This window comes from Streptomyces sp. NPDC017529 (assembly GCF_044329785.1).
In the GTDB taxonomy this organism is placed as follows: Bacteria; Actinomycetota; Actinomycetes; order Streptomycetales; family Streptomycetaceae; genus Streptomyces.
The window spans coordinates 60,866-87,652 of record NZ_JBIRJY010000009.1 but is presented as its reverse complement, the minus strand read 5'-3'; the positions used below and the strand labels follow the sequence as shown (position 1 = coordinate 87,652).

The 26,787-nt window shown below is 72.6% G+C and carries 20 protein-coding genes, 1 tRNA gene and 1 pseudogene; 5 read left to right on the top strand and 17 right to left on the bottom strand.

Translation table 11 applies throughout. The features are described 5' to 3' along the window. Window positions 1–4: 4 nt before the first annotated feature. On the bottom strand, window positions 5–484 hold the full coding sequence (locus ACH4K4_RS23385; RefSeq protein WP_398169738.1) for a hypothetical protein: 480 nt from the start codon (window positions 482–484) through the stop codon (window positions 5–7). Window positions 485–810: 326 nt separating this feature from the next. Between ACH4K4_RS23385 and ACH4K4_RS23380 the strand changes: the two genes are divergently transcribed. Then, entirely contained in the window at window positions 811–1,614 is an 804-nt protein-coding gene (locus tag ACH4K4_RS23380) for a MerR family transcriptional regulator (protein WP_398169736.1), read from the top strand. Further along, a complete protein-coding gene (locus ACH4K4_RS23375; RefSeq protein ID WP_398169734.1) occupies window positions 1,611–2,876 on the top strand; it encodes a glycosyltransferase in 1,266 nt (421 codons plus the stop codon). Before ACH4K4_RS23380 ends, ACH4K4_RS23375 begins: the two co-directional genes overlap by 4 nt. A gap of 51 nt (window positions 2,877–2,927) precedes the next feature. Here the strand turns inward: ACH4K4_RS23375 and ACH4K4_RS23370 are convergent, their stop codons facing one another. From ACH4K4_RS23370 to ACH4K4_RS23345, 6 genes are all read right to left on the bottom strand, one after another. Continuing rightward, the gene (locus ACH4K4_RS23370; protein ID WP_398169732.1) at window positions 2,928–5,999 is read right to left on the bottom strand and encodes an alpha-mannosidase; all 3,072 of its coding nucleotides are present in this window, start codon (window positions 5,997–5,999) and stop codon (window positions 2,928–2,930) included. A gap of 95 nt (window positions 6,000–6,094) precedes the next feature. Then, complete coding sequence (locus ACH4K4_RS23365; RefSeq protein ID WP_398169730.1) at window positions 6,095–8,245, bottom strand: endo-beta-N-acetylglucosaminidase; 2,151 nt, start codon at window positions 8,243–8,245, stop codon at window positions 6,095–6,097. A gap of 49 nt (window positions 8,246–8,294) precedes the next feature. After that, window positions 8,295–9,575 carry a glycosyl hydrolase gene (locus tag ACH4K4_RS23360; RefSeq protein ID WP_398170008.1) on the bottom strand — a complete coding sequence of 427 codons (1,281 nt, stop codon included), beginning with the start codon at window positions 9,573–9,575 and terminating at the stop codon, window positions 8,295–8,297. Window positions 9,576–9,592: 17 nt separating this feature from the next. Then, entirely contained in the window at window positions 9,593–10,459 is an 867-nt protein-coding gene (locus tag ACH4K4_RS23355; RefSeq protein ID WP_398169728.1) for a carbohydrate ABC transporter permease, read from the bottom strand. Next, window positions 10,456–11,268, bottom strand: coding sequence for a carbohydrate ABC transporter permease (locus ACH4K4_RS23350; RefSeq protein WP_398170006.1), 813 nt, complete (start codon window positions 11,266–11,268; stop codon window positions 10,456–10,458). Before ACH4K4_RS23350 ends, ACH4K4_RS23355 begins: the two co-directional genes overlap by 4 nt. A 348-nt stretch (window positions 11,269–11,616) precedes the next feature. Continuing rightward, window positions 11,617–13,026 carry an ABC transporter substrate-binding protein gene (locus tag ACH4K4_RS23345; protein WP_398169726.1) on the bottom strand — a complete coding sequence of 470 codons (1,410 nt, stop codon included), beginning with the start codon at window positions 13,024–13,026 and terminating at the stop codon, window positions 11,617–11,619. Between the two features lie 499 nt (window positions 13,027–13,525). On the opposite strand from ACH4K4_RS23345, the gene ACH4K4_RS23340 reads away from it, so the two are divergent. Together ACH4K4_RS23340 and ACH4K4_RS23335 are read left to right on the top strand one after the other, a co-directional pair. Further along, window positions 13,526–14,695: a LacI family DNA-binding transcriptional regulator gene (locus ACH4K4_RS23340; RefSeq protein ID WP_398169725.1), complete on the top strand. Its 1,170-nt coding sequence runs from the start codon at window positions 13,526–13,528 to the stop codon at window positions 14,693–14,695. Between the two features lie 219 nt (window positions 14,696–14,914). Continuing rightward, the gene (locus tag ACH4K4_RS23335) at window positions 14,915–15,463 is read left to right on the top strand and encodes a M23 family metallopeptidase (protein ID WP_398169723.1); all 549 of its coding nucleotides are present in this window, start codon (window positions 14,915–14,917) and stop codon (window positions 15,461–15,463) included. Between the two features lie 36 nt (window positions 15,464–15,499). Here ACH4K4_RS23335 and ACH4K4_RS23330 read toward each other — a convergent pair whose 3' ends face one another. The 9 genes and pseudogenes from ACH4K4_RS23330 to galU form a co-directional block, all read right to left on the bottom strand. After that, window positions 15,500–16,303: a hypothetical protein gene (locus ACH4K4_RS23330; RefSeq protein WP_398169721.1), complete on the bottom strand. Its 804-nt coding sequence runs from the start codon at window positions 16,301–16,303 to the stop codon at window positions 15,500–15,502. 155 nt (window positions 16,304–16,458) lie between these two features. Next, the gene (locus ACH4K4_RS23325) at window positions 16,459–17,346 is read right to left on the bottom strand and encodes a barstar family protein (RefSeq protein WP_398169719.1); all 888 of its coding nucleotides are present in this window, start codon (window positions 17,344–17,346) and stop codon (window positions 16,459–16,461) included. A 149-nt stretch (window positions 17,347–17,495) separates the two neighbouring features. Further along, a tRNA-Ala gene (locus tag ACH4K4_RS23320) sits at window positions 17,496–17,568 on the bottom strand. 75 nt (window positions 17,569–17,643) lie between these two features. After that, on the bottom strand, window positions 17,644–18,729 hold the full coding sequence (glpR, locus tag ACH4K4_RS23315) for a gephyrin-like molybdotransferase receptor GlpR (RefSeq protein ID WP_398169717.1): 1,086 nt from the start codon (window positions 18,727–18,729) through the stop codon (window positions 17,644–17,646). A gap of 151 nt (window positions 18,730–18,880) precedes the next feature. Continuing rightward, on the bottom strand, window positions 18,881–19,504 hold the full coding sequence (locus ACH4K4_RS23310) for a GNAT family N-acetyltransferase (protein ID WP_398170004.1): 624 nt from the start codon (window positions 19,502–19,504) through the stop codon (window positions 18,881–18,883). Further along, window positions 19,501–20,076 (bottom strand): annotated as a pseudogene (locus tag ACH4K4_RS23305) (molybdenum cofactor biosynthesis protein B); the annotation flags it as partial. The pseudogene ACH4K4_RS23305 and the gene ACH4K4_RS23310, both read right to left, overlap by 4 nt. A gap of 185 nt (window positions 20,077–20,261) precedes the next feature. Beyond that, window positions 20,262–20,744, bottom strand: coding sequence for a cyclic pyranopterin monophosphate synthase MoaC (gene moaC / locus ACH4K4_RS23300; RefSeq protein WP_398169715.1), 483 nt, complete (start codon window positions 20,742–20,744; stop codon window positions 20,262–20,264). A 183-nt stretch (window positions 20,745–20,927) separates the two neighbouring features. Then, window positions 20,928–22,244, bottom strand: coding sequence for a gephyrin-like molybdotransferase Glp (glp, locus tag ACH4K4_RS23295; protein WP_398169713.1), 1,317 nt, complete (start codon window positions 22,242–22,244; stop codon window positions 20,928–20,930). A gap of 4 nt (window positions 22,245–22,248) precedes the next feature. Continuing rightward, window positions 22,249–23,151: a UTP--glucose-1-phosphate uridylyltransferase GalU gene (gene galU, locus ACH4K4_RS23290; protein ID WP_398169711.1), complete on the bottom strand. Its 903-nt coding sequence runs from the start codon at window positions 23,149–23,151 to the stop codon at window positions 22,249–22,251. Window positions 23,152–23,231: 80 nt separating this feature from the next. On the opposite strand from galU, the gene ACH4K4_RS23285 reads away from it, so the two are divergent. Further along, window positions 23,232–23,825 (top strand): 5-formyltetrahydrofolate cyclo-ligase, encoded by a 594-nt coding sequence (locus ACH4K4_RS23285; RefSeq protein WP_398169709.1) that lies wholly within the window; start codon window positions 23,232–23,234, stop codon window positions 23,823–23,825. Between the two features lie 83 nt (window positions 23,826–23,908). Here ACH4K4_RS23285 and ACH4K4_RS23280 read toward each other — a convergent pair whose 3' ends face one another. Continuing rightward, window positions 23,909–26,725 (bottom strand): penicillin acylase family protein, encoded by a 2,817-nt coding sequence (locus ACH4K4_RS23280; protein ID WP_398169708.1) that lies wholly within the window; start codon window positions 26,723–26,725, stop codon window positions 23,909–23,911. Window positions 26,726–26,787: the final 62 nt, after the last annotated feature.

The following is a 26,787-nucleotide window of genomic DNA, read 5'->3' as shown; positions in this document are numbered from 1 at the left end:
CGTACTAGAACTCCGGGGTGTGGAGGCTGACCCTGCCCAGCGCGGCGGCCTTGTCCGGCGGCAGCCGGTCGGAGACGAGCGTGGCCCGCGAGTAGAACGCGCCCTGTTCCCGCCGGTCCCGCCGCTCCGGCTTGAGCAGCCCGCTGAGCGTGACCTTGACCGCGTACGGCTGCTCCTCGCACTCGGGCTCGCACCAGACGCCGCTGAGCCCGCCGGTGGCCTGGGCGGTCGCGTCCCCCCAGGACGTCCAGCGCAGGCCGGTCAGGCTCACGGAGTCGTTGAGGGCGAAGGAGGCCGGGCGCTGGAGCGGGCGGCGCGCCGCGTCGGAGACGTACACGGGGTCGGTGACCTCGGCAGGGCCGGACGGCGGCGAGGGGGACACGGCGGGGCCCGCCACCCGCAGGCCGTGCGGATCGGCGCAGCCGGACAGCAGCAGCGCGGCGGAAAGCGCGGCGGCGCAGGCTATCGCGGGGAGTGAGCGCACGGGTACCTCAGTCGACTGGCATGGGCATTTACGACAAGTATCCGTCTCCGCCCAGATTGCCCCCACGCTAAGCAGCCCGTTTCACGGCGGCCACACGGCCGTGTAACAGCGACCCATCGTTGGCCGTGGCCGGGCCGCTGTCCACGGTGCCCGGTACGGCATCGGCCATCCGCCCGCCGGGCCACACCCGCCGCCGGGGCCCCGCTTGACCCTCACCTCACGTCAGGCCGCAGTCTTTGCGCGTACGGAACGGGGCGCACCGGACGGGGTACGGCAGCCCCGGCGGGGCGTGGCGGGCTCGGCTCGCGCGGCGGAAGGCGGAGGTCATGGAGTACTCGGTCGGGCAGGTGTCCGGCTTCGCGGGGATCACGGTGCGCACCTTGCACCACTACGACAAGACCGGCCTGCTCTCCCCCAGCGCCCGCAGCCCCGCCGGCTACCGCCGCTACGACGACGCCGACCTGGCCCGCCTCCAGCAGATCCTGTTCTACCGGCAGCTCGGCTTCGGCCTCGACGAGATCGCCGCCATCCTCCGGGACCCGCAGGCCGACGCGCTGGATCACCTGCGCGCCCGGCACCGCCTGCTCAACGAGCAGATCACCGAGCTGCGGCGGCTGGTCGAGGTCGCCGAGCGGGCCATGGAGGTGCAGCGTACGGGGGTGGAGCTGACGCCCGAGGAGCGCTTCGAGGTGTTCGGCGAGGTCGCCTTCGACCTCAGTTACGCCACCGAGGCGCACCTGAAGTGGCAGCACAGCGAGGGCCACCGGCGCTCCATGGCGCGGGCCGCCGCGCACACCAAGGAGGACTGGGCGCGGCTCATGGCCGAGGCGGGCGAGTGGCGGCACCGGCTGCTCACCGCCTTCGACGCCGGGGCGGCCGCCGACGGCGACCAGGCCATGGACCTGGCCGAAGAGCACCGGCTGCACGTCACACGCTGGTTCACGCCGTGCCCCACCGACATGCACTGCCGGATCGCCGAGGACTTCGCGGCCGACCCGCGTGCCTTCGCCCTCGTCGTCCCGCCGTCCCAGCAGCGTCCCGGCCTCGCCGCCTACCTGCGCACGGCGGTGCTCGCCAACGCGGTACGCCAAGCCCCCGGCGTACCGCCCGCCCTTCCGGAGCAGTCGTGAAGATCCTCCTCACGGCGGCCGGCTCGTACGGCGACATCGCCCCGTACACCGGCCTCGGCGCCCGCCTGCGGGAAGCCGGCCACACCGTCGCGCTGGCCACCGACGACTCGTACACGCAGCTCGTACGGGCCGCCGGGCTGGAATTCCGGGCGCTGCCGGCCGATCCCCGGCGGGAGGCGGACGGGGCCGACGGCGGGAAGCGCGACCTGCTGCGCCGGGCCGCCGCCTTCGTCCGCGCACTCGGCCCGGGTGTCGCCGAAGCCGCCGCCCAGGGCACCGACCTGCTGCTGCTCTCCGCGACCACCGCACCGCTCGGCCGGCACGTCGCCGAGGCGATGGACATCCCGTCGGTGGACCTGCACCTCCAGCCGAACGCCCCCACCGGCGACTTCCCTCCCGTCGTCGCGGGCACCCGCTCGCTCGGCCGCTGGGGCAACCGCGCCGCGGGCCGCCTCTCCCTGCGGGTGGTGGACCGGCTCTACGCGGACGGGGTACGGGAGCTGCGCGCGCAGCTCGGGCTGCCGTACGCCGCGCCGCGCGCTGTACGGCGGCTCCGCGGCCGGCACAGCCGTCCGGTGCTGCACGGCGTCAGCCCGGCGCTCGTGCCCCGGCCCGCCGACTGGGGCCCCGGCCTGGAGCTGGTCGGCAACTGGTGGCCGTACACGGCACCGGACGCCGTCCTCCCGCCCCTGCTGGAGGACTTCCTCGCGTCCGGCCCGCCGCCCGTCTTCGTCGGCTTCGGCAGCATGGCGGCGGCCGGCCGGGACGACGGCGCCGCCGAGCGGCTGACGGCGAACGTCGTCGGCGCCCTGCGCCGCGCCGGGGTCCGGGGCGTGGTCCAGTCCGGTTGGGCGGGCCTGAACGGGCCGGAGGGCGGCGGGGACGTCCTGACGGTCGGCGAGGTGCCGCACGCCCTGCTCTTCCCGCGCACGGCGGCCGTCGTGCACCACGCGGGCGCGGGCACGACGGCCGCCGGGCTGCGGGCCGGTGTCCCGGCGGTGCCGGTTCCGGTGGCCGCCGACCAGCCTTTCTGGGCCGCCCGGCTGGCGGCGGTGGGTGCGGCGCCAGGGCCGGTACCGGTGCCGTTCCGCGAGCTGGCGGCGGACGGCACCGGGGCCGCGGCCGAGCGCCTGGCCGACGCGATCGGACGTGCCGTACGGGACCCCTCCTACCGGGAGGCCGCGGCCGCGGTGGCACGGCGCATGGCGGCCGAGGACGGCGCGGGCGAGGTGCTCAAGGTGGTGGGGGGCGGGGGGTGGTGAGGGCGGGGTGGTGAGGGTGGGCGGGGCCGGTCGGCGGGCCCGCCCGCCCCGTCAGCCCTCCGTCCCCCGCGACAGCCGCAACGTCACGATCTGGAACGGCCGCAGCGTCAGCCCGACCCGCCCGTCGCGCACCGCGCCGACCGCCCGCCCCGTGTCCTGCGACTCCCGCTCCAACAGGTCCGTCTCCACCGCGCCCGCCACCGGGAACCCGGCCGTCAGGGTCGCCGTCGCGCGCCCGCCGCCCGACTCGTACAGCCGGACCACGACGTCGCCGCCGCGGTCCTCGGCCAGCTTGACCGCCTCGACCACCACCGCGTCGTTGTCGACACCGACCAGCGGAGCGACCGGGCCGCCACCGCGCACCGTGCGCTCCGGCAGGTTGATCCGGTGCCCCTCGCGCACCGCGTCCCCGATGCCGGCGCCGGGGGCCAGCGCGTACCGCAGCCGGTGGCGGCCCTGGTCGGTCTCCGGGTCCGGGTAGCGGGGCGCCCGCAGCAGGGACAGCCGTACGGTCGTGGTCTGGCCGCCGTCCGGGCGGATGTCGCGGGTGACGTCGTGCCCGTACGTGGAGTCGTTGACCAGCGCCGCGCCCCAGCCCGGCTCCTCGACGTGGATCCAGCGGTGCGCGCAGATCTCGAACTTGGCCGCCTCCCAGGACGTGTTGGTGTGGGTGGCGCGGAAGACGTGCCCGAACTGGGTCTCGGACGCGGACCGGTCGGCCTTCACGTCCAGCGGGAAGGCGGCCTTGAGGAAGGTCTCGGTCTCCCGCCAGTCCACCTCGGTGTCGATGTCCAGCACTTTCGCGCCCGCTCGCAGCGTCAGCGACTGCTCGACGGTGGAGCCCTGCCCGAAGGACCGGGCGACCCTGACGCACACGCGTTCCGGGCCCGGGTCGACGACCGTCAGCGCGTCCACGGCCACCAGGTCGGTGACGTTGTGGCGGTAGAACTCGTCCACGTCCCAGGCGTCCCACATGTTGGGGAAGTCGGGGTGGATCTGGAGCAGGTTGGCGGCCGCGCCCGGCGCGACGGCCTCCCGTCCGGCCTCAATGTCATATGCCGACACGACCAGCCCGCGGGCGTCGACGTCGACGCGCAGCCGGTCGTTGGCGAGGCGGTAGCCGCCGGTGGCCCGGCCGTCCGCGGTCAGCGGCTCCACGGTCACCGGGCGTACGGCGACGGGGGCGCCGCCCTGGCCGGGCGCCGGCTCCGCGCCACCCGCCGGGACACCGCCGCGCGCGTGCGGCGCCGCGTTGAAGACGATCGCGCGGTCCCCCGGCCCGGCCAGCGCGGTCTGCGCGGCGGCCACGATCGCGGACAGCTCGTCGCGTACCCGCGCGTACGTCTCGCGGGCCTCCCGGTGCACCCAGGCGATCGACGAACCGGGCAGGATGTCGTGGAACTGGTGCAGCAGCACCGTCTTCCAGATCCGCTCCAGGTCGTCATACGGGTAGGCGTAGCCGGGGACCCGCACGGCGGCGGTGGCGGCCCACAGTTCGGCCTCGCGCAGCAGCGACTCGCTGTGCCGGTTGCCCTGCTTGGTCTTGGCCTGCGAGGTGTACGTGCCGCGGTGCAGCTCCAGGTACAGCTCGCCCGCCCACACCGGCGCGTCCGGGTACTCGGCGTGCGCCTTCTCGAAGAACGCGTCGGGCCGCTCGATCTCGACCCGCGGCGAACCCTCCAGGTCCCGCAGCCGGGCGGCGCGGGCCAGCATCTCGCGGGTGGCGCCGCCACCGCCGTCGCCCCACCCGAAGGGCGCCAGCGACCGCGTGCCGCGGCCCTTCTCGCGGTAGTTGCGCGCGGCGTGCGCCATCTCCTTGCCGCCCAGGTCGGAGTTGTACGTGTCGACCGGCGGGAAGTGGGTGAAGACGCGCGTGCCGTCGATGCCCTCCCACCAGAAGGTGTGGTGCGGGAACTTGTTCAGCTGACTCCAGGAGATCTTCTGCGTCAGGAACCAGGTCGAGCCCGACAGCTTCACGAGCTGCGGCATGGCCGCCGTGTAGCCGAAGGAGTCCGGCAGCCACACCTCCCTGGTCTCGATCCCGAACTCGTCCAGGAAGAACTTCTTCCCGTACAGGAACTGCCGGGCCATCGCCTCGCCGCCGACCATGTTGGTGTCCGACTCCACCCACATGCCGCCGACCGGCACGAACTGCCCCGCCTCGATCTTCGCCCGCACCCTCGCGAACACCTCGGGCCGGTGCTCCTTGATCCACGCGAGCTGCTGCGCCTGGGACATCGCGAAGACGAACCCGGGGTGCTCGTCCATCAGGTTGACCATGTTGGAGGACGTACGGGCCACCTTGCGGACCGTCTCGCGCAGCGGCCACAGCCAGGCGGAGTCGATGTGCGCGTGGCCGACCGCGCTGATGCGGTGGGCCGAGGCGCCGGCCGGGGCCGCCAGGACGTCCGCGAGCTGCGCGCGGGCGCACGCAGCCGTGCCGGGAATGTCCTTGAGATCGACGGCGTCCAGGGCCCGTTCGACGGCGCGCAGGATGCCGTGGCGCCGCGCGTCGGCCGCGTCCAGCTCCAGCATCAGCCCGCCGAGGACCTCCAGGTCCTGCACCAGCTCCCACACCTCGGTCTCGAAGACGACCAGGTCCATCCGCCGCAGCCGGTACAGCGGCGCGTGGCCCGCGGTGAGCCGGTCGCCCTCGTAGGTGGGGCGCTGGTCCACCAGCACCGGGTTGGAGGCCGCCTCGACGTACAGTTCGACCTCCTCGCCGCCCTCGGCGGGCGACGCGACGCGCACCCAGTCGTTGCGGGGGTTGAGTCCCTTCACCGCCTCGCCGTCCGCACGGTAGACCAGGCCCTCGCACTGGAAGCCGGGCATGTTCGCCTCGAAACCGAGGTCCAGTACGGCTTCGACGGTACGTCCCGCCCACTCCGCCGGGACCTGCCCGGTCACCCGGAACCAGGTGGTCCCCCAGGCGGGCCCCCACTCCTGCCCGGTCTTCGCCGGTTCGTAGGGGGCGGCCAGCCCCTCGGCCGGCGGCACCGGCTCGCCCGGCGCCTCCCACCGCTCGACCGTCAGCGGCACGGACCGGTTGCGGACGGCGGGCAGGATGCGGTCTTTCAGGACACGGCGTAGGCGGTGTTCGACGATGCTGCGGTCGTCGTGCATGAAGGCGCTCCGATGGGTGCGTCGCGGGTACGGGACGAGTGCGGATACCGAGTGCGTGCGGGTCTTGCGGGTTTCTTGCCCCTTGGGCGCGTGGCCTACCAGGTGAATACGGCCGTGGCGGCTGCCGACGCGGTGTACGGCTCGCCGACCGCCCGCACTTCCAGCCGGGTGCCCGGCTCGCCGGGCGTACGGCGCAGCGCGGGCAGGTAGTAGGCGGTTCCGCAGGTCCCGCCGAGGAAGCGCCGCTTCCCGTCCGGGAGGACCTGGTGCACCTCGTAGTGCCGTACGGGCACGCCCTTGGCCGCGGTCTTGTCCGACGGCTTCCAGGTGAGCCGCAGTTCGGCCGTGCCGTCGCCCGTGACGCGCGACGCGGCGAGCCGCACGGCGCCCGGCGGCGCCGGCGTATACGCGGCCGGGTCGCCGTCTCGTACCGCGAGGGCGCCCAGCCGCCAGCGCGCGGGTTCACCACCGGGCGCGCTCAGCCGGACGCCGAGTACGTGCGCGGTGCGGCCGGGGCCGTCCCCGATCCGTACGGCCGACGTGACCCAGCCGTCCGCGGCCCGCACCGTACGGGCAGGAATGCGGCGGAACTTCGGCGGCCCGCCCGCCGTCCCCGGCTCCGCGTACGCCACGGCCGCCTCCACCGTGACGGGTGCCGAGCCCGCGTCGGCGCGGTGCGTGATCTCCATGACGGTGCCGGCGCGCAGCGGCAGCCGGGTCCGGAACAGTTCCAGCGTCACGGGGCGGTCGAGCGTGCCCTCGACGAGCAGGCTGCTGCCGCCCCGCCACGCCGCACCGAAGTCGAACCCGACGCGGGGGCGCGGGAACGTTCCCGCGCCGTCCGCCCACATCGCCCACCGCCGCCCCGGCAGCCGGTCCTGGAGGCCCAGGTGGTTCCACTCGGCCTCGCCGGTGCGCACCCCGCCCTCGTACCAGGCCGTGCCGTGGCCCGCGTTGAACGTGGTCGCGAACGGTACGGACGTGATCGTCGACCGGTCCGCGACCGTACGGGCCGCCGGGCGCCAGGAACCCGGCCCGGCGGGTGCGGACGGGTCGGTGTCCTGCCCGCCCCAGAACTGGTCGTCGCGCGCGTGGAACTGCCCGGGAGTGTCACCCGCCCGCCGCGTCCACTCCGGCCGGTAGAGGCCGTACGACACCACGTGGTCGCGGCCCTCCGGCACGAACGCGTCCCAGTCCACCCGCGCGTTCCAGCCGTTGGCCTCGACGTCGACGCCCGCCCACAGCTCGTACGGCGAGCGGCCCAGCCGCCGGGCGTACGCGGCCGACGACGCCAGCCGGGCGGCGCTCCACCGGAAGTCCACGAACACCGTGTCGGACAGCTTGTCGGCCCCGCGCTGGAAGAACATCGCGTTCTTGTCGTTGAGTGCGCCCTGCCAGCCGACCCGGCCGTCGGCGTTGAACGCGTCGTACCAGGTGATGCGCAATTCGGGAGCGCCCTTGCGCAGGGCCTGCACGAAGTCGGCCACCTGGCGCGCGAGTGCCGCGTCGCCGCCGTCGGTCTCGCCGTTGAGGAACCAGCCGTCGAACCCGTACGTACGGGCCACCTGGATCAGCTTGTCCGCGAGCGGGAAGCGGCCGAGCGCGTCCTGCTGGACCAGCTCCCGTGTCCACGTCAGCTCGCCGCCGTACGCGGTCGGCGGGAGGAAGACGTTGCCCAGGACGGGCACGCCGTTGCGGTGTGCGGCGTCGGTGACGGGCGCGTTGGGGGCGAGGACGATGCCCTCCCCCGAGGAGCCGCCCCAGAAGACCAGTTCGTCCAGGTATGCCCAGTGAGTGAGGGCGTAGTAGTCCGCCTTGGCGCTGCCCTGGGAAGGGTTGCCCGCGGTGCCCGCGAAGGAGACCAGGGCCGAGATGCGGGCCTGTCCGGCGCGCGCGGTGGCGTTGGCGGGGACCGGTGTGTAGCGCTTGGCGAGGGGCACGGTCGCGATGTTGTACGGGAGGTCCGCGTCGTCCTGCGGGCGCCAGCTCTTAAGGCTGCGCCACACCGCCCCCGGGTCGGGCTCCCGCCCTTCGGGGAAGCTGTCGGGGAACCAATACGAGGCGTACGGCTGGAGCGAGCCCGCCGCCGCCCGGCCCCCGCGCGGCGTCTGTGCCGCTGCCGCGCTGCCCCCACCCAGCGGAAGCGCCAGCCCGGCACCGACCGCCGCGGCCCCGGCCACCAGCCCCCGCCGCGTCACCCCTGCCGTACCGGTCCCCGTACTCCCGCCCGTCTCCACGTCGTCCACTCCGGCCTCCCCGGTCCGTCCGCTGCCCGACCCCGCTGCCTGCACCGCCTCACTTCACGTCCGAAGGCCACACCACCTCCGTGATCCCCCGGCGCCCCAGATAGGCGGTGTCCCGGGCCCGGCCCGCCAGCACGGCTGCCGCCCGTACGCCCTGGCCGGCCAGCCGTACCCACGCCTCGAAGAAGGGGCCGCCCGGCGCGCACACCGAACGGTGCGGCGCCGTGCTCTCCTCCCCCGCGTCCAGGACGAGCGCGGTGCTCCGGCGCACCGGCCGCGGCGGCTCGGCGCGCAACCGGGCCGCCGCGTCGGCCACCGCCCGCCCGGCCGGTTTCACCTCACGGTCCGAGGTCAGCAGCCCGAGCCCGTACTCCAGCTCGGGGAAGTCCGCCAGTTCCCGCGACACGTCGTGCGAACACCACCAGGTGATGCCGGAAAGCCCCTCGCAGGTCAGGGCGTTGCCGAGGGTGGCGGTGGCGAACCCGGCGGCGTGCTCCGCCGGTACGAGCGGGGCGGGCGCGCCGACCTCCTGGAGCCAGACCGGGCGCGCCGGGTCGTCCGCCCACGCCGTGGCCACCTGGACCAGGTACTCGGCCAGCCGCACCGTCGCCGTCCCGTCGTGGCCGTGCCGCTGGGCCGTGCCGTTGAAGACCCAGGAGTGGACGGTGGTGGCCCGGCCGAGCCGCGCGGCCTGCGCGGGTGTGAAGGGGTGGCCGTCCTGGAACCACACCGCGTCGTACTCGGCGTGGGTGTGCAGCCGCCCCGGCGCGGCCCGCTCGCACACCTCCAGCAGCCGCGCCAGCCACTGCCCGGCCTCCTCGTGGGTGCACGGGTCGGGGTCCGGGTGCGGCGGTCCCGAGAACTGGTTGACCTCGTTTCCCAGCGTCATACCCAGGAAGTTGGGACGCCCGGCGAGCGACGAGGCGAGCGCCTCCAGGTAGCGGGCCGCGCCGTCGAACGCCTCCGGGTCGGTGAACAGGTTCCGCCGGTGCCAGGTACGCAGCCAGGACGGTACGAAGTCGAAGCTGGACAGGTGGCCCTGGAGGGCGTCCACGGCGACGTCCAGGCCGCGTTGCGCGGCGGCGTCCACCAGCTGCCCGAGCTGTTCGACGGCGCGGGGGCGTACGAGGGACCGGTTGGGCTGGAAGACCGGCCAGAGGGCGAAGACCCGGACGTGGTCCAGGCCGAGCGCCGCGAGCGAGTCCAGGTCGCGGCGTACGTCGTCGAGGTCGAAGTCGAGCCAGTGGTGGAACCAGCCCCGGCTGGGCGTGTAATTGGCCCCGAGGCGCGGCACCGCCCCGGTCGGATCGGCCGGCGGATCTCCGGCAGGCATCGTCACATCGCTTCCCTTCACGTCTTCAACGCCCCTTCGCCCACGCCGCGGAAGAAGAACCGCTGGAGGGCGAAGAAGAGCGCCATCATCGGGAGCAGCGCGGCCATCGCCCCCGCGGCGATGAGCCGCTGGTCGTTGACGGTGGTGGCTCCGGCCAGCGATTTCAGTCCGAGTTGCAGCGTGTAGTGATCGCTGTTGGTCAGCACGATCAGCGGCCACAGGAAGTCGTCCCAGGCGCCCATGAAGCTGGTCAGGCAGACCACCGCCAGCGCGCCCTTCGCGGCCGGCACGAACACCTTCGTGAAGCGCTGCCATTCGCCGGCCCCGTCCAGGACCGCGGCCTCCTCCACCTCCTTCGGGACGGCGAGGAAAGCGGCCCGCATGATCATCAGGTTGAGCACGGAGACCGCGCCGGGCAGCCAGACCCCGACGAGCGTGTCCACCAGCCCCATCGAGCGGACCGTCAGGAACATCGAGATCATCACGGTCTCGAAGGGGAACATCAGCGTCGCGACCAGCACCGTGAAGACCACCCGCCGCCCCGGCCACCCGGCCCGCGACAGCGCGTAACCGCCCATCGCGGCGAACACGCAGTTGGAGGTGACGGCCAGCGCCGCGACGATCAGCGTGTTGCCGACGTACTGCACCAGGGGGAAGGACTCGGCGACCCGCACGTAGTTGTCCAGGGTCGGCTGGCCGGGCAGCACGCCCCCGTAGACGTCCTCGCCCCGCCCTTTCAGCGAGGTCAGGAACTGCCACACGATAGGTCCCAGCATCACCACGAGCATCAGGCATAGCGTCAGGTAGCGGCCGGTCAGCCCGATGGCCGCCTTGCGACCACGGCCACCGGCTCGCCGTACGCCTGGCGAGGTCGGCGCGCTCACCTCTCGTCCCCCTTCGACAACCGGCGTCCCAGCAGGCTGAAGACCAGCGTCAGCAAGAACAGCAGGATCGATACGGCCGCCGCGTAGCCGGTCTCCCCCGCAAAGCCCAGGCCGACCTGGCGGATCAGGAACGGCAGCGTCCGGGCGCCGCCGCCGGGGCCGCCGCTCTCCCCGCCGAGGATGTAGATCTCGGTGAAGACACGCAGCGCGGAGATCGCCGACAGCGTTCCGACCAGCAGCATCATCGGCTTCACGCTGGGAATGGTGATGCTGAGGAAACGGCGTACGGGCCCCGCGCCGTCGAGGGCGGCGGCCTCGTACAGCGACCCGGGCACGTTCCCCAGCGCCGCGAGGTAGAAGACCATGTAGTAGCCCAGGCCCTTCCAGATCGTGACGATCATGGCGGACACCAGCAGCATCGTGGAGTCGGTGAGGAACGGCACCGGCCCCGAGACCAGGTGCAGCTTCTCGAACACGGTGTTGACCAGGCCGTCGCTCCGCAGCACCCACTGCCAGATCAGTCCGACGACGACCGCCGACGCGATGACGGGCGTGTAGAAGGCGGACCGGAAGAAGCCGATCCCGGGGACCTTGCGCTGCACGAGGACCGCGAGGGCCAGCGGCAGCAGCACCAGGCAGGGCACGACGACGGCCAGGTACAGGACGCTGTTGAACGTCGCGGTCCAGAAGTCGGGGTCGTCCAGCGCCCGGCCGTAGTTCTCCAGGCCGACGAACCGGCCGCCTCTGAGGATCTGCGCGTCGGTGAGCGACAGGATGACGGTGTTCACGAACGGCCAGAGGCTGAACAGCGCCACCATGACCAGCCCCGGCAGCAGAAAGAGGTACGGCGCCCACCAGCGACGGTGCACCAGCCCGGTCTCCGCGCCGAGGTCCTTGCGGCGGCGCCGGGCGGCTCGTCGGTCGGGGGTGGGGGTGATGGCTGGGGCGGCCGGTGTTTGTGCCGCCGGGGGTGCCGGGGGCACCAGAGGTACCGGGGACGCGGGGGGCGCCGGGGCTTGAGGTGTTGGGGTTTGGGGGGCCGGGGCTTGGGGGGCTGGGGTTTGGGATGCCGGAACTTGGGGGGCTGGGGTTTGGGGGGTCGCCCCCGGCCCGGCTGCGGCGGCACCCCCCACACGCTCGATGTCTGCCATCCCCGATCACTGTCGCTTCTGCCGCGACTGCTGCGACTGCTGCTTCGCGAGAATCTTGTTGGCCGAGTCCTGCGCGTTCTTCACCGCCGCCTCGGGAGCCTCTTCCCCCTTGATTCCCTTCTGCATCTCGCGCACCACAGCGTCACCGACCTGGGTGGTCCACTCCACCGGGGTGTTCGCGTCCAGCTGAGCCGACTTCAGCTCCTCGGCGCCGATGTTCCGCGCCAGGGTCTCGGGGTCCTTGCCGTCGCCCCGGTTGGCGAAGTACGGATCGGCGAGCCCCTTGGCGTTGGACGGGTAGATCGTCACCTGCTTCGAGAACGCGACCTGATTCGGCCCGTTGGTCACCCACTTGGCGAACTCCGCCGCCGCGTCCGGGTGCTTGGTGTCCTTGCGTACGCCCAGCGACTGCGTGTAGATGCCGATGTGCCCCAGCGTCCCCGTGACGGCCTTGGCCACCTGCGTCTTCACGTACGCCGAAGGGGAGTTGCGCCGGACGTCCTTGATGACACCGGGCGACCCGGGCCCGAACACCAGCTTTCCCGCCCCGTAGAGCTGCGCGAGGTCGTCGGCCTTGGTGAGCGACTCCTTCGGCATCGCGCCCATCGCGTACAGCTTCTTCATCCGCTGCACCCACTCGACGGCCTTGGGCGTGTCGAAGGTGAAGCGTTTCTTCTCCCGGTCGAGTACCGGCACCCCCATCTTCTGCCAGTCGCCCGGCAGCCGCCCCTTCGGATCCGCCATGAACGCGCTGTACCGCCCGCCCGACGCCTTCGCGATCCGCTCCGCGTAGTCGAAGAACTGCTCGACGCTCGTCGGCGGCTTGTTCACGTCGAGCCCGGACGCGGCGAAGAGCTCCTTGTTGTACGTGAGGATCTCCGGCGTCACGTACCAGGGGTACGCGTAGACGCCATCCCCCTTGCCCGGCAGCTTGTACTGCTCCCACGCGCCCGGTACGTACTCCTTCGCGCCCTTCGGATCCAGCTTGGCGACGTCCGCCAGCATGCCCCGGTCGCCGAGCAGTTGGAACGAGTCGGTGTTCAGGTTGACCACGTCCGGCAGCCCGCCGGCCTGCGCGTCGGCGACCAGCTTCTCGTTGTAGCCGTCGCCCGGCACGTCCTCCCAGGTCACCTTCGTCCCCGGGTACTTCTTCTCGAACGCGTCGATGACGCCCTGCACATACGTGGTGAAGGTGGGCTTGAGCTGGAGCGTGCGGAACGTGATCTCGCCGGAGACCTTTCCGGTCCGCTTCGGCTGCCCCTCGGCGGCCGAGGAACCCTCCACCCCGCCGACACCGCACGCGGCCGTGGCCGACAACAGGGCGGCCGCGAGAGCGGCGGCGAAGGCGGTGGTGAGGGCGGTACGGGAACGGTCGTGACGGACGTTGCGTACGGGAACCAAGTGCCTGCGCGTCATGGTCACTCCTGCGTCGGGGAAACGCTTGTGCCCGGGAGGCGCGTCCCGTCAGGGAGCGCTCCCGCGTCGGGAAACCGCGAGGAAAGCAGTGAGGAAAGCAGCGAGGAAACAGCGAAGAGCCACGCACGGACCGGCACACGACCGGCCGCGCCGCCGGATAGCGGTGCCAACGTTGTCGCCCACCCCCGCTCCCGTCAATCCACCAGCCCCAACTTTCCCGCCGCACCCACCGCTTCATCCACCGCCCCCCTCCTATCCCACCCCTTCCCCGCCTGCACTAATGCGCTAAAGCAACCTCACCCCACCTCCGCCGTCTCAATTCCATAACAAGAGCCGGGAGTTCGTCTCCCCCACCACCTCGCGCGCGGCGATTGACTTCCCGCACGCACGCCGTGATCCTGAACCACCTAATGCGCTTTAGCCCGGCCGACTAATGCGGTTTAGCCGCAGGATCGCCCCACCACGGGACCCGGGCCGACCGGAGGAGCTGACGGACGACATGACCACCGGCACGCCGGCCGCGAACGCCGACGGCCCCCGCCTCCCCGCGGCTCCCCCGCGCCGCCGCCCCACCATGAAGGACATCGCCGAACGCGCCGGCGTCTCCCCCTCCGCCGTCTCCTTCGCCCTCAACGACCGCGCCGGCGTCTCCCCCGCCACCCGCGCCCGCATCCGCGAGGTCGCCGAGGAACTGGGCTGGCAGCCCAACAGCGCTGCCCGCGCCCTGTCCGGCGAACGCTCCGGCTGCGTCGGCCTCGTCCTCGCCCGCCCCGCCCACACCCTCGGCGTCGAGTCCTTCTTCCTCCAACTGGTCTCCGGCATTCAGGAGACCCTCTCCGCCCACCGCACCGCGCTCCTCTTCCAGGTCGTCGAGGACCTGGCGGCCGAGTGCGCCACCTACCGCCGCTGGTGGGCCGAGCGCCGCGTGGACGGCGTCCTGGTAGTGGACCCCCGCACCCAGGACCCCCGTCCCGGCCTCCTGGCCTCCCTGGCCCTGCCCACGGTCGTCATCGGCGACACGCGAACGGGGACGGACGCACCCATGCCTGCGGCCGAGCCCGCTTCCCACCCATCACCCCCCGCCATTCCCGCCACCCCCGCCGCCCCTCTCCCGCCCCCCTTCCCTCTCTCCACCATCTGGGCCGACGACGCCGCCGCGATGCGGTCGATCATCGACCACCTGTACGAGCTGGGGCACCGCCGCATCGTGCACATCGCCGGCCTGCCCGGCCTCGCGCACACCGACCGCCGCGTCGCGGCCCTGCGCGCCGAGACCGCCCGCCTCGGCCTGGACCCGGCCGACGTCCGCTCCGTGTCCACGGACTACTCCGACGAGCAGGGCGCCGAGGCGACCCGCCACCTCCTCGCCGCTCCCCGCCCACCCACCGCGATCGTCTACGACAACGACGTGATGGCCGTGGCAGGCGTCGCCGTGGCCGCCGGGCGCGGCGTCCCCGTACCCGCCGCCCTGTCCATCGTGGCCTGGGACGACTCCCCGCTGTGCCGCGTCACCCACCCACGGCTGACCTCGCTCGTACGCGACACCGCCGGCTTCGGCCGCCTGGCCGCCCAGGAGCTGCTGTCCCTGCTCGACGGCGCGCCCACCCGCCGCCTCCAAGCCGAGCTGCCCCACCTGGAACTCCGCGACAGCACCACCCACGCCCCCTGACCCCGCCCGCCCCATCCCTCGCGAGATATCGGCGCCAGCCTCTCTTCCCCGCTCCCCCCGCCCCCGCCCCTCCCCTTCCCCCTCCTCCCAGCGCCCTCCCGCATCTCCCAATCCCGTCCCCCACCAAGATCACTCCGTACGGGGAACTACTCCGCCGTTCGGGCGCCCACCACGCCTCCCCGGATGCGCCCGCCCGTCCCAGGGCGTGTCCTCACAACTATGAACTGGCTTCGCAGACGACTCCTGCTGCACGGCATGGTTCCGGCAGCCATCGGCACCGTTCTCAGTCTGACCGTGGCCGAGGCGAACCCGGCCGCGGCAGCCGGCCCCTGGACCCGTCCGATCGCAGCCAACGCCCGCGTCAGCTCCCCCTACGGCGTAAAGGGCCACTGGGCCGCCGGCCACCACACCGGCGTGGACTTCGCGGTCCGTACCGGCACCCCGGTCTCCTCCGTCGGTGCCGGCACCGTCGTCCTGGCCAGGCGCTCGGGCGACTACGGGCTCGCCGTCACCATTCGCATGACCGACGGCTACTACACCCTCTTCGGCCACCTCTCCCGCATCACCGCCCACGTCGGCCAGCGCGTCCGGGCAGGCACCCGCATCGGCTACAGCGGCGCCACCGGTCGCACCACCGGCCCCCACCTCCACTTCGAGGTGCGCACGTCCCGCCGGTACGGATCCGACATCAACCCCCTCACCTATCTCGCCCGCCGCGGCATCCGCATCACCCGCCGAGCCGTCACCTATGAGACCTACCGGACCTAGTCCGTAGGCCCACCAGGCCCACCAGGCCTACCGGATCTACTGGCTCCCCCTGCCATCCCGCGCCGGAAGTCCCTCCACCTCCGCCCGGTCGTACCGCCCCAGACGCCCCGGCACCAGCCCGTTCCGCTCGGCCGTGACCTCGAACTTCCCGGCCGACCACCCCAGCAACGCCGCCGCCTCCTTGGCCGTCACACTCTGCTCGGTCCACCGCTGCCGTTCCCCCACCACGGCGGCGATCTGCGCTTCGGTGAGAGCGTCCAGGCTCTCCAGCCCGAACATCGGGTATCCGCGGAACTCTCCCTCCGGCCGGAGAAGCCCCTGCTCGGCCAGGACCCGCACGTCCTCCCGCTCGACTTCGAGCCCCGTACGCCCGGCCAGATGCTTCGCCGCGTCGATCGACCCCAGCCCGGGATGCTCACCGAGCGCTTCCCGTATCCCCTCCACCCGGCCGCGCAGATCCTCCACGACCTCCCTGGACCAGCGCTTGTCGTCCACGTCCGGCGGCGGGATCATCCCCCGCTGCCCGGCCCGGCCGACCTGCCACCGCTGGAGCCCCAGTTCCCCCGCCAGCTGATGCGGCCCGAACGTCTCCCCCTTGACCGCCTTACGACGCCCCGTCTTCCCGGCGTCCTGAGCCATCACGTAGTTCTCGTCCCCCACCACCGACAGGATCTCCTCGACCCGGTCGGGCAGCGTCTTGGCCACCGTCTCCGACCACCGCTCGTCCCCCACGTCCGGGGGCGGAATCAGTCCCCGCGTCTCGGCACGCCGTACATGCCTCGGCTCGATCCCCAGCCACTCGGCCAGCTGATACGTCCCGAACGCCCGTTCCTTGGCCATGTGCCCTCCCGTTGCCACCGCCATCGGATACCCGGTCAGGTACCCCAGACGAAGCCCACCGACCTCATACCGATCAACTCTAGAGTCCGGGACCGACAAGCAACTCCCCTGTGGATAACTCCGGTTCGATCACCCGCCGGCGGAACGTCGCCTGCTCATCCGCGGCGGTCGTCGCGTGCTTCATCGGTGTTCCAGAGGACGGGCACGGCCCCGACGGGCTCGAACCGGATCCGCGGGTCGTTGCTCTGGACCAGACAGATCAGGCGGCGGTCGAATACGGACGCTCGGCGTGCCTGGCCGGCGATGATGTCCAGGACAACCTGCGCCGCCCTGGGGCAGGTTGTGGCGAACCGGTCGTAGTCGGTGAAGGCGAGTACCAGTCCGGCACCTTCGGGAGCATCGTCGGCCTCGTCGTAGCTGCCGTAGCAGGCCACGTCGCCGAGGTAGTCGTTGAAAGCGTCCAGGTTGTGCCCGTAGTAGCCGGGGAAGTCCAGGGCCTCGGCGATGGCCCGGTGCATGTCCCGCTCCGTGTTCCACTGGCCGGCCTTCAGGTGGATCACACGGAAGCCGCGTTCTCCGAGACGCTGCGCCGCCTCCGTGAACAGGCGCTTGCGCCAGAAGAGGGTGACGAACGTGTCGCTCATGTACTCGATGCCAGGCCAGCCCCTCCGGACGCCCGGCTCCGAACCCGGTGCCGCATCACTGCGGTACGCGTCGAGGAGCCGGAAGAACTCCTCGACCGGCGTCGAGCCCTCGGGAGTGTTGCGTTCGATGTCGTGAGCCCAGCCGCGCGGGCTGTTGCCACCGAAGCGTTTGCCGAGCCACTGGCTGAACGCTCCTCCGTCCCAGAAGTCGCACGACTCCTGAACGGAGTGCACACCGAGGGCCACCTGGTAGCCGACGAGTATGGCCTGCAAGTGGTGAAGTGACCCGCCGGGGAGCCACATACCCGGCCGGAGGCGGATCTGCTCCAGGAAGTCGTACACGTCCGTGCAGTCCTGCCAGTGCTTCGCGAGGGTCTGCGGTATGTCCTCAGTTGGCATGCGACGAGCCTACGGAGGCACGGCACCCTCATCCGGCCCTCGGACAAGATTCGAGCAAACCGCCCGGGAACGCAGAAATCCCGCCCGATCAGCAGATCGGACGGGATCTCGTGAACCACTCCCGAGCTGACCCGGGAACAGTCCGTCGGTGGACCTGAGGGGATTCGAACCCCTGACCCCCTCGTTGCGAACGAGGTGCGCTACCAGCTGCGCCACAGGCCCTTGCGACGAGTGAAACTCTAGCATCCATGGCGGGGTGCTCGGAAATCGCTTCCGGTGCTGGTCAGCCGAGGGGCTTCACTCGTTCGCCGCGCGGGGGCGGTCGTCGTCCGCGTACTGGTCGAACAGGGGGGTGCGGCCGCGGGTGCGGCGGCCCGTCGCGGGGCGGCGGGCCGGGTCGGCGGTGGGGGCGGGCTGGGGGGCCTCGCCCGCGGGGCCGGATCGGGCGGAGCTCCAGGCATCGTCGGCGTCCAGGTCGACGTGGCTGGTGGCGCGCGGGGCGACCGGGGCCGTCACGTACGTAGGGAGCGGGACGGGGACCGGGTCCCAGCCGCCGGGCTCGGTGCGTTCGCGTGCGCGCTGCTGGTCGACCCACTCGGCATGGTCGGTCTCCTCCACCAGGGCGCGGCGGCCGGCGGTGGAGGCCGGTTCGGGGCGCGGGGCGGGGTGCGCGGGCGCTGGGGGCGGTACGGCGGCGTCCTCAGCGGCGGGTTCGTCGGCGGGGGGCTGCTGGGACGCCTGCGAAGGGCGTGGCCTGCCCTCCCGCAGCCGCTGGGCCGCCGCCTCGGCCTGGCGCTGGTCCATGGTGAAGGTGAAGCGGCGGCGTTCCTGGGCGCGGAGGTAGACGATGTACGCGCTGAGGAGTACGCCGGGGATGGCCGGCGCCCAGAGGAAGGCGAGGCCGCCGACGGCGGCGACGATCGTGCCGACGGTGAAGGCGAGGAAGAGGACGGTGATGGTGCGCCGGCGGCGCGCCAGCACCTTGGCCCGCTTCATGCGGTCGGCGGCGGAGGGCCGGGCGGAGCCGGGCTTCTTGGCCGGACGGCGGGGCGCGGCCCCGGGCTCGGCGGCAGGCTGGCGCCGGTCGGCGGGCGGCGCCTCGTCCGCGGGCGCGTCGAAGGACCGGACGTCGGCCGCACCGGCCGCGGCGTCCGGCTCACGCGCATCGCTCGCATCGTCGGTGGAGCCGCCGCCCTGCCCCTCCTGCCCCTTGGCGTAACGGCGCTCCATGGCCGCCCGCCCGGAAAGGAGCCGGATGGCGGTACTGAAGCGCTCCGTCGGCCGGGCTTCATTGAGCTCGTCCTGCCTGCGGAGCCACATCGGCACCAAGTAGGCGGCCCAGGCCCCGACGATGACTGCGTAGATGAGGCCGCTGCTGCTCACGCCTCACACGGTAGAGGGGTTTGCGTGGGGCCATCCGCCAATTGGGCCGGTGTGTCGCACGATCTGGCTGATATCTCGAACTTTTTTTGTGATTGTTGAGATCAGCCGCACGCGAATGTGGCCATTTGATGGACGAATTCGAACACGTATTTCATTTGTGGGGTGTGCTGGGCTTCTCCCGGTGCCAGCGGGTCAGCAGACCCTCGGGCACCTCTTCCGCGGTCAGCGCGAATACCAGGTGGTCACGCCAGGCGCCGTCGATGTGCAGGTACCGCGGCCGCAGGCCTTCCTCGCGAAAGCCGAGTTTCTCCACGACCCGTCGGCTGGGGACGTTCTCCGGGCGAATGCACACCTCGACGCGGTGCAGCCCCACCGAACGGAAGCAGTGGTCCACGGCGAGCGCCACCGCGGTCGGTATGACCCCGCGGCCGGCCACCGCCTCGTCGACCCAGTAGCCGACGTGCCCCGAACACATCGAGCCCCACGTGATCCCGGCCACCGTGAGCTGCCCGGCCAGCCGGCCGCGGTGTTCGACGACGAAGGGCAGCATCCGGCCGGCGTGCGCCTCGGCGCGCAGGTGGCGGACCATCTGGCGGTACGTGGGCCGGTGCGGCGCGGGGATGCCGGGCGGAGGCGGCGGGATGGTCGCTTCCCAGGGGCGCAGCCAGTCGCGGTTGCGGCGGTTGACCTCGCGCCAGGCCCGCTGGTCGCGCACCTTTATGGGGCGGAGGGCGGTGTCACCGTCTGCCAGTACGACCGGCCAGGGGGCGTTCAGTGCGCGCTCCCCGTGGAGCCCCCGGGGGCCGGTGCCGCGCTCGCGCCCGTACCCGGGGAAGTGCCGTGGTCGCCGCCGCGCAGCTGGTCCACCGCGTGCGGGAGGAGGTCGGCGAGGACGGCGAGGCCGTCGCGTACGCCGCCGGTCGAGCCCGGCAGGTTGACGATCAGCGTACGTCCGGCGACTCCGGCCAGACCGCGGGAGAGCGCGGCGGTGGGTACCTTCGCGCGGCCCGCCGCGCGGATCGCCTCGGGGATGCCGGGGACCTCGTGGTCGATGACGCGACGGGTGGCTTCGGGGGTGCCGTCGGTGGGCGAGATGCCCGTGCCGCCGGTGGTCAGGACGACGTCGTACGCGGCCGAGACGGCGGCGCGCAGGGCGGCCTCGACGGGGTCGCCGTCCGGGACGACCTGCGGCCCGTCGACCGTGAAGCCCAGTGCGGCCAGCCCCTCGGCGAGCAGTGGCCCGCCCCGGTCCGGGTAGACGCCGGCTGCCGCGCGGTTGGACGCGGTGACGACGAGGGCCCGGGGCGGCCGGGCCGCGGAGCCGGGGCGGCCGGTGGAGGTTTCCGGGCCCGGAGTGGCCGGGGCCGCCGAAGCGGCCGGGGCCGCGGGGGTGGCGGCCGGGGCGGTGCCCGGGCCGGGGTTCGCGGTCGTGCCGGCCGTACGGCCGGGGGCGGTGTCCGGCCCCGGGTTCGCGGTGGGCTCCCGCTCGCCGCCGTCCGCGGGGTGCGTGGCCTCCGGCCCCGGACGCGCGGTCACGACCGGCTCCAGTGGCCCGACTTGCCGCCCGACTTCTCCTCGACCCGCACGTCGGTGACGACCGCGCCCTTGTCGACGGCCTTGACCATGTCGACGACGGTGAGGGCGGCGACCGAGACGGCGGTCAGGGCCTCCATCTCCACGCCGGTGCGGTCGGTGGTGCGGACCGTGGCCAGGATCTCCACGGCGTCGTCGGCGACGCGGAGGTCGATCTCGACCCCGGAGATCGCCAGCGGGTGGCAGAGCGGGATCAGGTCGGGGGTGCGCTTGGCGCCCATGATGCCCGCGATCCGGGCGGTGGCGAGCGCGTCGCCCTTCGGGACGCCCTCGCCGCGCAGCAGCTCGACGACGCGCGGCGCGACCAGGACGCGGCCGCTGGCGCGGGCGGTGCGCGCGGTGACGTCCTTCTCCGTGACGTCGACCATGCGGGCCGCGCCCGTCGCGTCGAGATGGGTGAGGTCTTGCTGGCCGCTGCTCATCGTTCTCCCGGTCCGGACCGTGCCGCCTGTGCGACGACACCGTACCCGCCGGCGCCGGCGGCCACCCGGCTACCCGGCCAGGTCGGCGCCGGCCGCCCTGCCGCACCCGGCGCCCGCGGTCCGTACGCGGTCCGCGCGCAGCCGGTACGCGCCCCTCACGCCCCGTCCCTCATGCCCCGTCCCTCACCTCAGCAACACGACCTCCACCTCCGCCCCCTCGGCGACCTCCGTGACGTCCTCCGGGATCACGATCAGCGCGTCGGCGCGGGCGAGCGCCTTGATCAGGTGCGAGCCGGCGCCGCCGACCGGGGTGACGGTGGCCGTGCCGGCGTCGTACCGGCCGCGCAGGAACTGCCGCTTGCCCTCGGGCGAGGAGGCGATGGCCTCGCCGCAGGTGGCGCGAGTGGTGTGCCGGTGCACGTCGGGCAGGCCCATGAGCGTACGGATGGCGGGGCGTACGAACAGTTCGAAGGAGACGTAGGAGCTGACCGGGTTGCCCGGCAGGGCCAGCAGCGGGATGCGGTCCGGGCCGATGAGGCCGAAGCCCTGCGGCTTGCCGGGCTGCATGGCCAGCTTGCGGAACTCGACCGTGCCCTCCTCCGCGGAGAGGTCCGCGAGGGTCTCCTTGACCACGTCGTACGCGCCGACGCTGACGCCGCCGCTGGTGACGAGGATGTCGGCGCGGATGAGCTGGTCCTCCAGGGTGGCGCGCAGCGTCTCGGCGTCGTCGGCCACGGCGCCGACCCGGTAGGCGATGGCGCCGGCGTCGCGCGCGGCGGCGGTGAGCTGGAAGCTGTTGGAGTCGTGGATCTCGCCGGGCCCCAACTGCTCGCCGGGTTGGACCAGTTCGCTGCCGGTGGACAGGACCACCACGCGGGGGCGCGGCCGCACCCGGACCGAGGCGCGGCCGATGGCGGCGAGCAGGCCGATCTGGGCGGGGCCGAGGACGGCGCCGGCCGGCAGGGCCAGTTCGCCGGCCGGGACGTCGCTGCCCCGGGCGCGGACGTGCTGCCGCTCGGTGACCGGGCGGTAGACCCGGACCTCGCCGCCCGCGGCCTCGGGCGCCGCGCTGTGCGCGCGCATCGTCTCGGCGGGGCCGCGGCCCGTACCGCCGTCGGTCCACTCCACGGGCACGACGGCCTCGGCCCCCGGCGGCAGCGGCGCGCCGGTCATGATGCGGGCGGCCTCGCCGGGGCCGACGGCGGCGGGCTCGGCGCTGCCCGCGGCGACGTCGCCGACGACGGTCAGCGCGGCGGGGAAGTCGCCGGTCGCGCCCGCGACGTCGGCGACCCGGACCGCGTACCCGTCCATGGAGCTGTTGTCGAAGGGCGGCAGGGCGGTGGGGACGGTGACGTCCTCGACCAGGACGCAGCCCTGCGCGTCCAGCAGGTGGAGGTCGATGGGCTCCAGCGGATGGATCTTGCACAGTACGTCGTCGAGGTGCTCGGCCACCGACCAGACGCGTTCTCGGTGGGTGGTCCGGTCGGTGGTGGTGCTCACGGTGTCACATCTCCTCGCTGACGAAGCTGCGCAGCCAGGTCCGGAACTCCGGGCCCAGGTCCTCACGTTCGCATGCCAGTCTGACAATGGCACGCAGGTAGTCGCCACGGTCGCCGGTGTCATAGCGGCGCCCCTTGAAGACGACGCCGTGCACGGGGCCGCCGAGGTCCGGGTCCGCGGCGAGCGCCTGGAGGGCGTCGGTGAGCTGGATCTCGCCGCCGCGCCCCGGCTTGGTGGTGCGCAGCACCTCGAAGACGGCCGGATCGAGCACGTACCGCCCGATGATGGCGAGGTTGCTGGGCGCGTCGGCCGGGTCCGGCTTCTCGACCAGGTCGGAGACGAGTACGACGTCGTCCTCGCCGTCGGGGGCGGCGGCCGCGCATCCGTAGAGGCCGATCTGCGCGGGGTCGACCTCCATGAGGGCGATGACGGAGCCGCCGTGCTGCTCCCGCACCTCGATCATGCGCTGGAGCAGCGGGTCGCGCGGGTCGATCAGGTCGTCGCCGAGCAGGACCGCGAAGGGCTGGTCGCCGACGTGCGGGGCGGCGCACAGGACGGCGTGGCCCAGGCCCTTCGGGTCGCCCTGGCGGACGTAATGCATGGTCGCCAGGTCGCTGGACTCCTGGACGCGGGCGAGCCGGGACTCGTCGCCCTTGCGGTCCAGCGCCTCTTCGAGCTCGTAGTTGCGGTCGAAATGGTCTTCGAGGGGGCGTTTGTTGCGGCCGGTGACCATCAGGACGTCGGAGAGTCCGGCGGTGGCGGCCTCCTCCACGACGTACTGGATGGCGGGTTTGTCGACGACCGGCAGCATCTCCTTGGGCGTGGCCTTGGTCGCCGGGAGGAAGCGGGTCCCGAGACCGGCTGCCGGAATGACAGCCTTGGTGATCCGAGTACGCGATGGAGTCATGCGGATCACGATAACCGGCGCTTTGCGGCGGAAGATGGGGTCTCGGGAACGGGTCACAGAAGCGGGAGCCGGAGCGCATCATGAGCGGTTACGACGAGGGGAAGCGCGGGTTGCGGCGCGGTCTCCTGGACGCGAGGGGCGCGTTGCCGTCCGGTGAAATCCGGGCGGCGGGGGCGGTGCTGGCACGCCGTGCGCTGGCGCTGCCGGAGCTCACGGGAGCGGGCACGGTCGCCGCTTACGTGTCGGTGGGGCGCGAGCCGTCCACGCACGCGCTGTTGGACCAGCTGCACGCGGCCGGTGTGCGGGTGCTGCTGCCCGTGCTGCTGCCCGACAACGATCTGGACTGGGCCGCGTACGACGGCGCCGAGAGCCTCGTACGCGCCGGGCGGGGGCTGCTGGAGCCCGCCGGCCCCCGGCTCGGCCCGCAGGCCGTCACCGGGGCCGGCGCGGTGCTGCTGCCGGGACTGGCGGTGGACCGGCGCGGGATGCGGCTGGGGCGCGGCGGCGGTTCGTACGACCGGGTCCTGGAGCGGCTGGAGAAGGCGGACGTGCGCCCGGCCAGGGTGGTGCTGCTGTACGACGCGGAAGTGCTGGCCGAGGTGCCGGCGGAGGCGCACGACCGGCCGGTGGACGTGGCCGTGACGCCGGGGGGCGTGCACCGGTTCGCCTCGTAGGCCGCCGGTCGCGCACGTCCGAAACAGCGCCGGGCGGGCTCGAAGAGGTTCGAGCCCGCCCGGCGTACGTGGTCGGCGCCCCGTTACGGCGACAGCGTCAGCGTGTCCTCGGCCGCGGCCTTGACGGCCTTCTGGGAGAAGGCCCACGGCAGCAGTTCGCCCTTGGCCCACTTGTCCGTCTGGTCGTAGTAGTGCGCGTTGTACGCGTGACCGGAGGCGCCCGTCAGGTTGATCCAGCGCGACTTGTCCAAGTCGGCCAGGTTGACGACCATGCGCATCGACGGCACCCAGGTGACCTCGTAGCCGCCGGCCGCGTTCCAGCCGGTGGCGTTCACGGCCGCCTCGCCGCCGCCCAGGTTCCAGGGGCCGCGGTTGAACAGGCCCTGGAGGAGGCCGGGACCGCTGGTGCCCAGGGTCTGGTTCTTCAGGAACAGCTGGTGCAGGCGGCCCCAGCTCCAGGCGTCGACGTTCTTGCCCAGCTTGCTGGTGAGCTCGTAGCGCGCGTCCTTCATGGCGTGCCCGAGGAGCTGGTCGCGGTTGTTGTCGACGGTGTGCCCCGGCCGGGACTCGGTCTTCCACCAGTCGTTCTTCGGGTCCTCGATGATGGACCTGACGACCTCGTACCAGCGGTCGCCGCCGTCGGGCTGCGCCTGGTCGGGGGCGCGTTCGCCGCACTCGCGCACCGGCTTGTCCTGGTCGTCGACCGGGCCGGTGTCGTCCGCCGGGCGTACCCACAGGCACTGTCCTTCGACCCGCAGCTCCTTGGGCATCTTGTTGCCGAAGGCCAGCTTGAGGGTGTTGCGCCAGACCGCGTTGAAGTACGCGGCCGCGGCCGAGTCGGGCTCCTGGGTGTAGTCCCAGCCCTCCAGCAGCTTCTGCGCCTCGCGGACGTACGCGTCCTTGGGGTCGATCTTCAGCAGGTAGGGCGTGAGCAGCTTGGCGATCTCGCTGCTGTTGTCCATCTGCATGGTCTGCATGTCGTCCGTGGAGACCTTGCCGCCGTCCTTGATCTTCGACTGGACGAGGTCGTTGATCCGCTGGCTGCGGGCGCCGTAGCCCCAGTCCTTGGTCAGCAGGTACGGGTACTTGTCCGGGTCGACGACGGCCTGGTTGGCGGTGACGATGTAGCCGCGCGCCGGGTTGTACTCGTTGGGCAGCGCCTTCTGGGGCACGTAGTCGGTCCAGCGGGCCTTCGGGTCCCAGCCGGGCGCGGGCAGGCTGCCGTCGTAGCCCTTGCCGCGGACCGGGATGCGGCCGGGCGCCTGGTAGCCGATGTTGCCCTTGGTGTCGGCGTAGATCATGTTCTGCGACGGCACCTCGAAGTCGGCGACGGCCTTGCGGAAGTCCGTCCAGTTCTTGGCGCGGTTCAGTTCGAAGACCGCGTCCATCGACTTGCCCGGGTCCAGGGCGGTCCAGCGCAGCGAGATGCCGTAGCCGTCGCCGCGGTCCGGTGCCGCGTTGCCCACCGGGGCCTGCTTGCCGACCTTGGAGAGCTCGTCGTCACGGTCGGAGATCAGCGGACCGTTGTTGGTCGAGCGGACCGTGATCTCACGGCTCGCGCCGCCGGCGACCTTGATGGTCTCCTTGCGGGTCTTGAACGGCTGCTGCTTGTCGTCGAACAGGTACCCGTTGGCGTTGATCTTCTCCAGGTACAGGTCGCTGACGTCGGCGCCCAGGTTGGTCATGCCCCAGGAGATGTCCTGGTTGTGGCCGATGACCACGCCCGGCATGCCGGAGAAGGTGTAACCGGAGACGTCGTAGTTGCACTTGGCGCCGGTAGTGCGGCAGTGCAGGCCCATCTGGTACCAGAGCGACGGCATCTGGGGGGCCAGGTGCGGGTCGTTGGCGAGCAGCGGCTTGCCGGTGGTGGTGTGCGCGCCGGAGACGACCCAGGAGTTGGAGCCGATGCCGCTGCCGTTGGGGCCGAGCAGCGCCGGGATCTTCTCCAGGGACTTGGCGACCGAGGAGAGCTGGGACTTCAGGCCCTGGGTGGCGGAAGCGGCGCTGCGGGTTCCCGTACCGGTGCCGGTTCCGTTGCCGGTCCCCGTGCCCGTACCGGTGCCGGTGCCGGGCTTGCCGGAGTTGGTCTGGGTGCCGCCGCCCGGGGTGGCCTTCGGGTCGAACTCCTTGGTGACCGGGTCGACCGCGCCGCCCTCGACGATCGGGCGGTTCCGCTTGGCCGGGTACTTCGGGTACAGCTGGTCGATCTGCGTCGGGCTGAAGCGGCTGCTCATCAGGGCCCGGTCGATCTCGTCCTGCATGTTGCCGCGCAGGTCCCAGGCCATGGCCTTGAGCCAGGCCACCGAGTCGACCGGGGTCCACTTCTGGGGCTTGTAGTCGTTCTGGAAGCCGAGCGCCGCGTACTCCAGGGAGAGCGCCGAGCCCTCGTGGTCCTTGAGGTAGGCGTTGACGCCGTCGGAGTACGCCTGGAGGTACTTCTTCGTCTGCGGGGAGAGCTTGGTGTCGAACTCCTGCTTGGCGACGTCGTGCCAGCCGAGCGTGCGCAGGAAGGAGTCGGTGTCGACCTGGCTCTGGCCGAACATCTCCGAGAGGCGGCCGGCCGTCATGTGGCGGCGCACGTCCATCTCCCAGAAGCGGTCCTGGGCCTGTACGAAGCCCTGGGCGCGGAAGAGGTCCTCGTCGGTGTCGGCGTAGATCTGCGGGATGCCGTTGGCGTCGCGCGAGACGTCGACGGGGGCGGTCAGGCCGGCCAGCTTCAGCGAGCCGGTGGTCTGGGGGTACGAGGCGCGGACGGTGCTGACGCCCCAGAACGCGCCGTAGCCGATGCCCGCCACGAGCAGAAGCACGACCGTGATCGCTGCGAGGCGGCCGCGCCGCCCCTTCTTCTTCGGCTTCTTCGCAGCCTTGTCAGGGGCGGGGGCGGACTTGTTGGCGGGCATCTCTGTCCTTCGAGGGGCAGGGTGGGAGTGCTGGAGCAACCATAGGCGCACGGGTCCGCCGA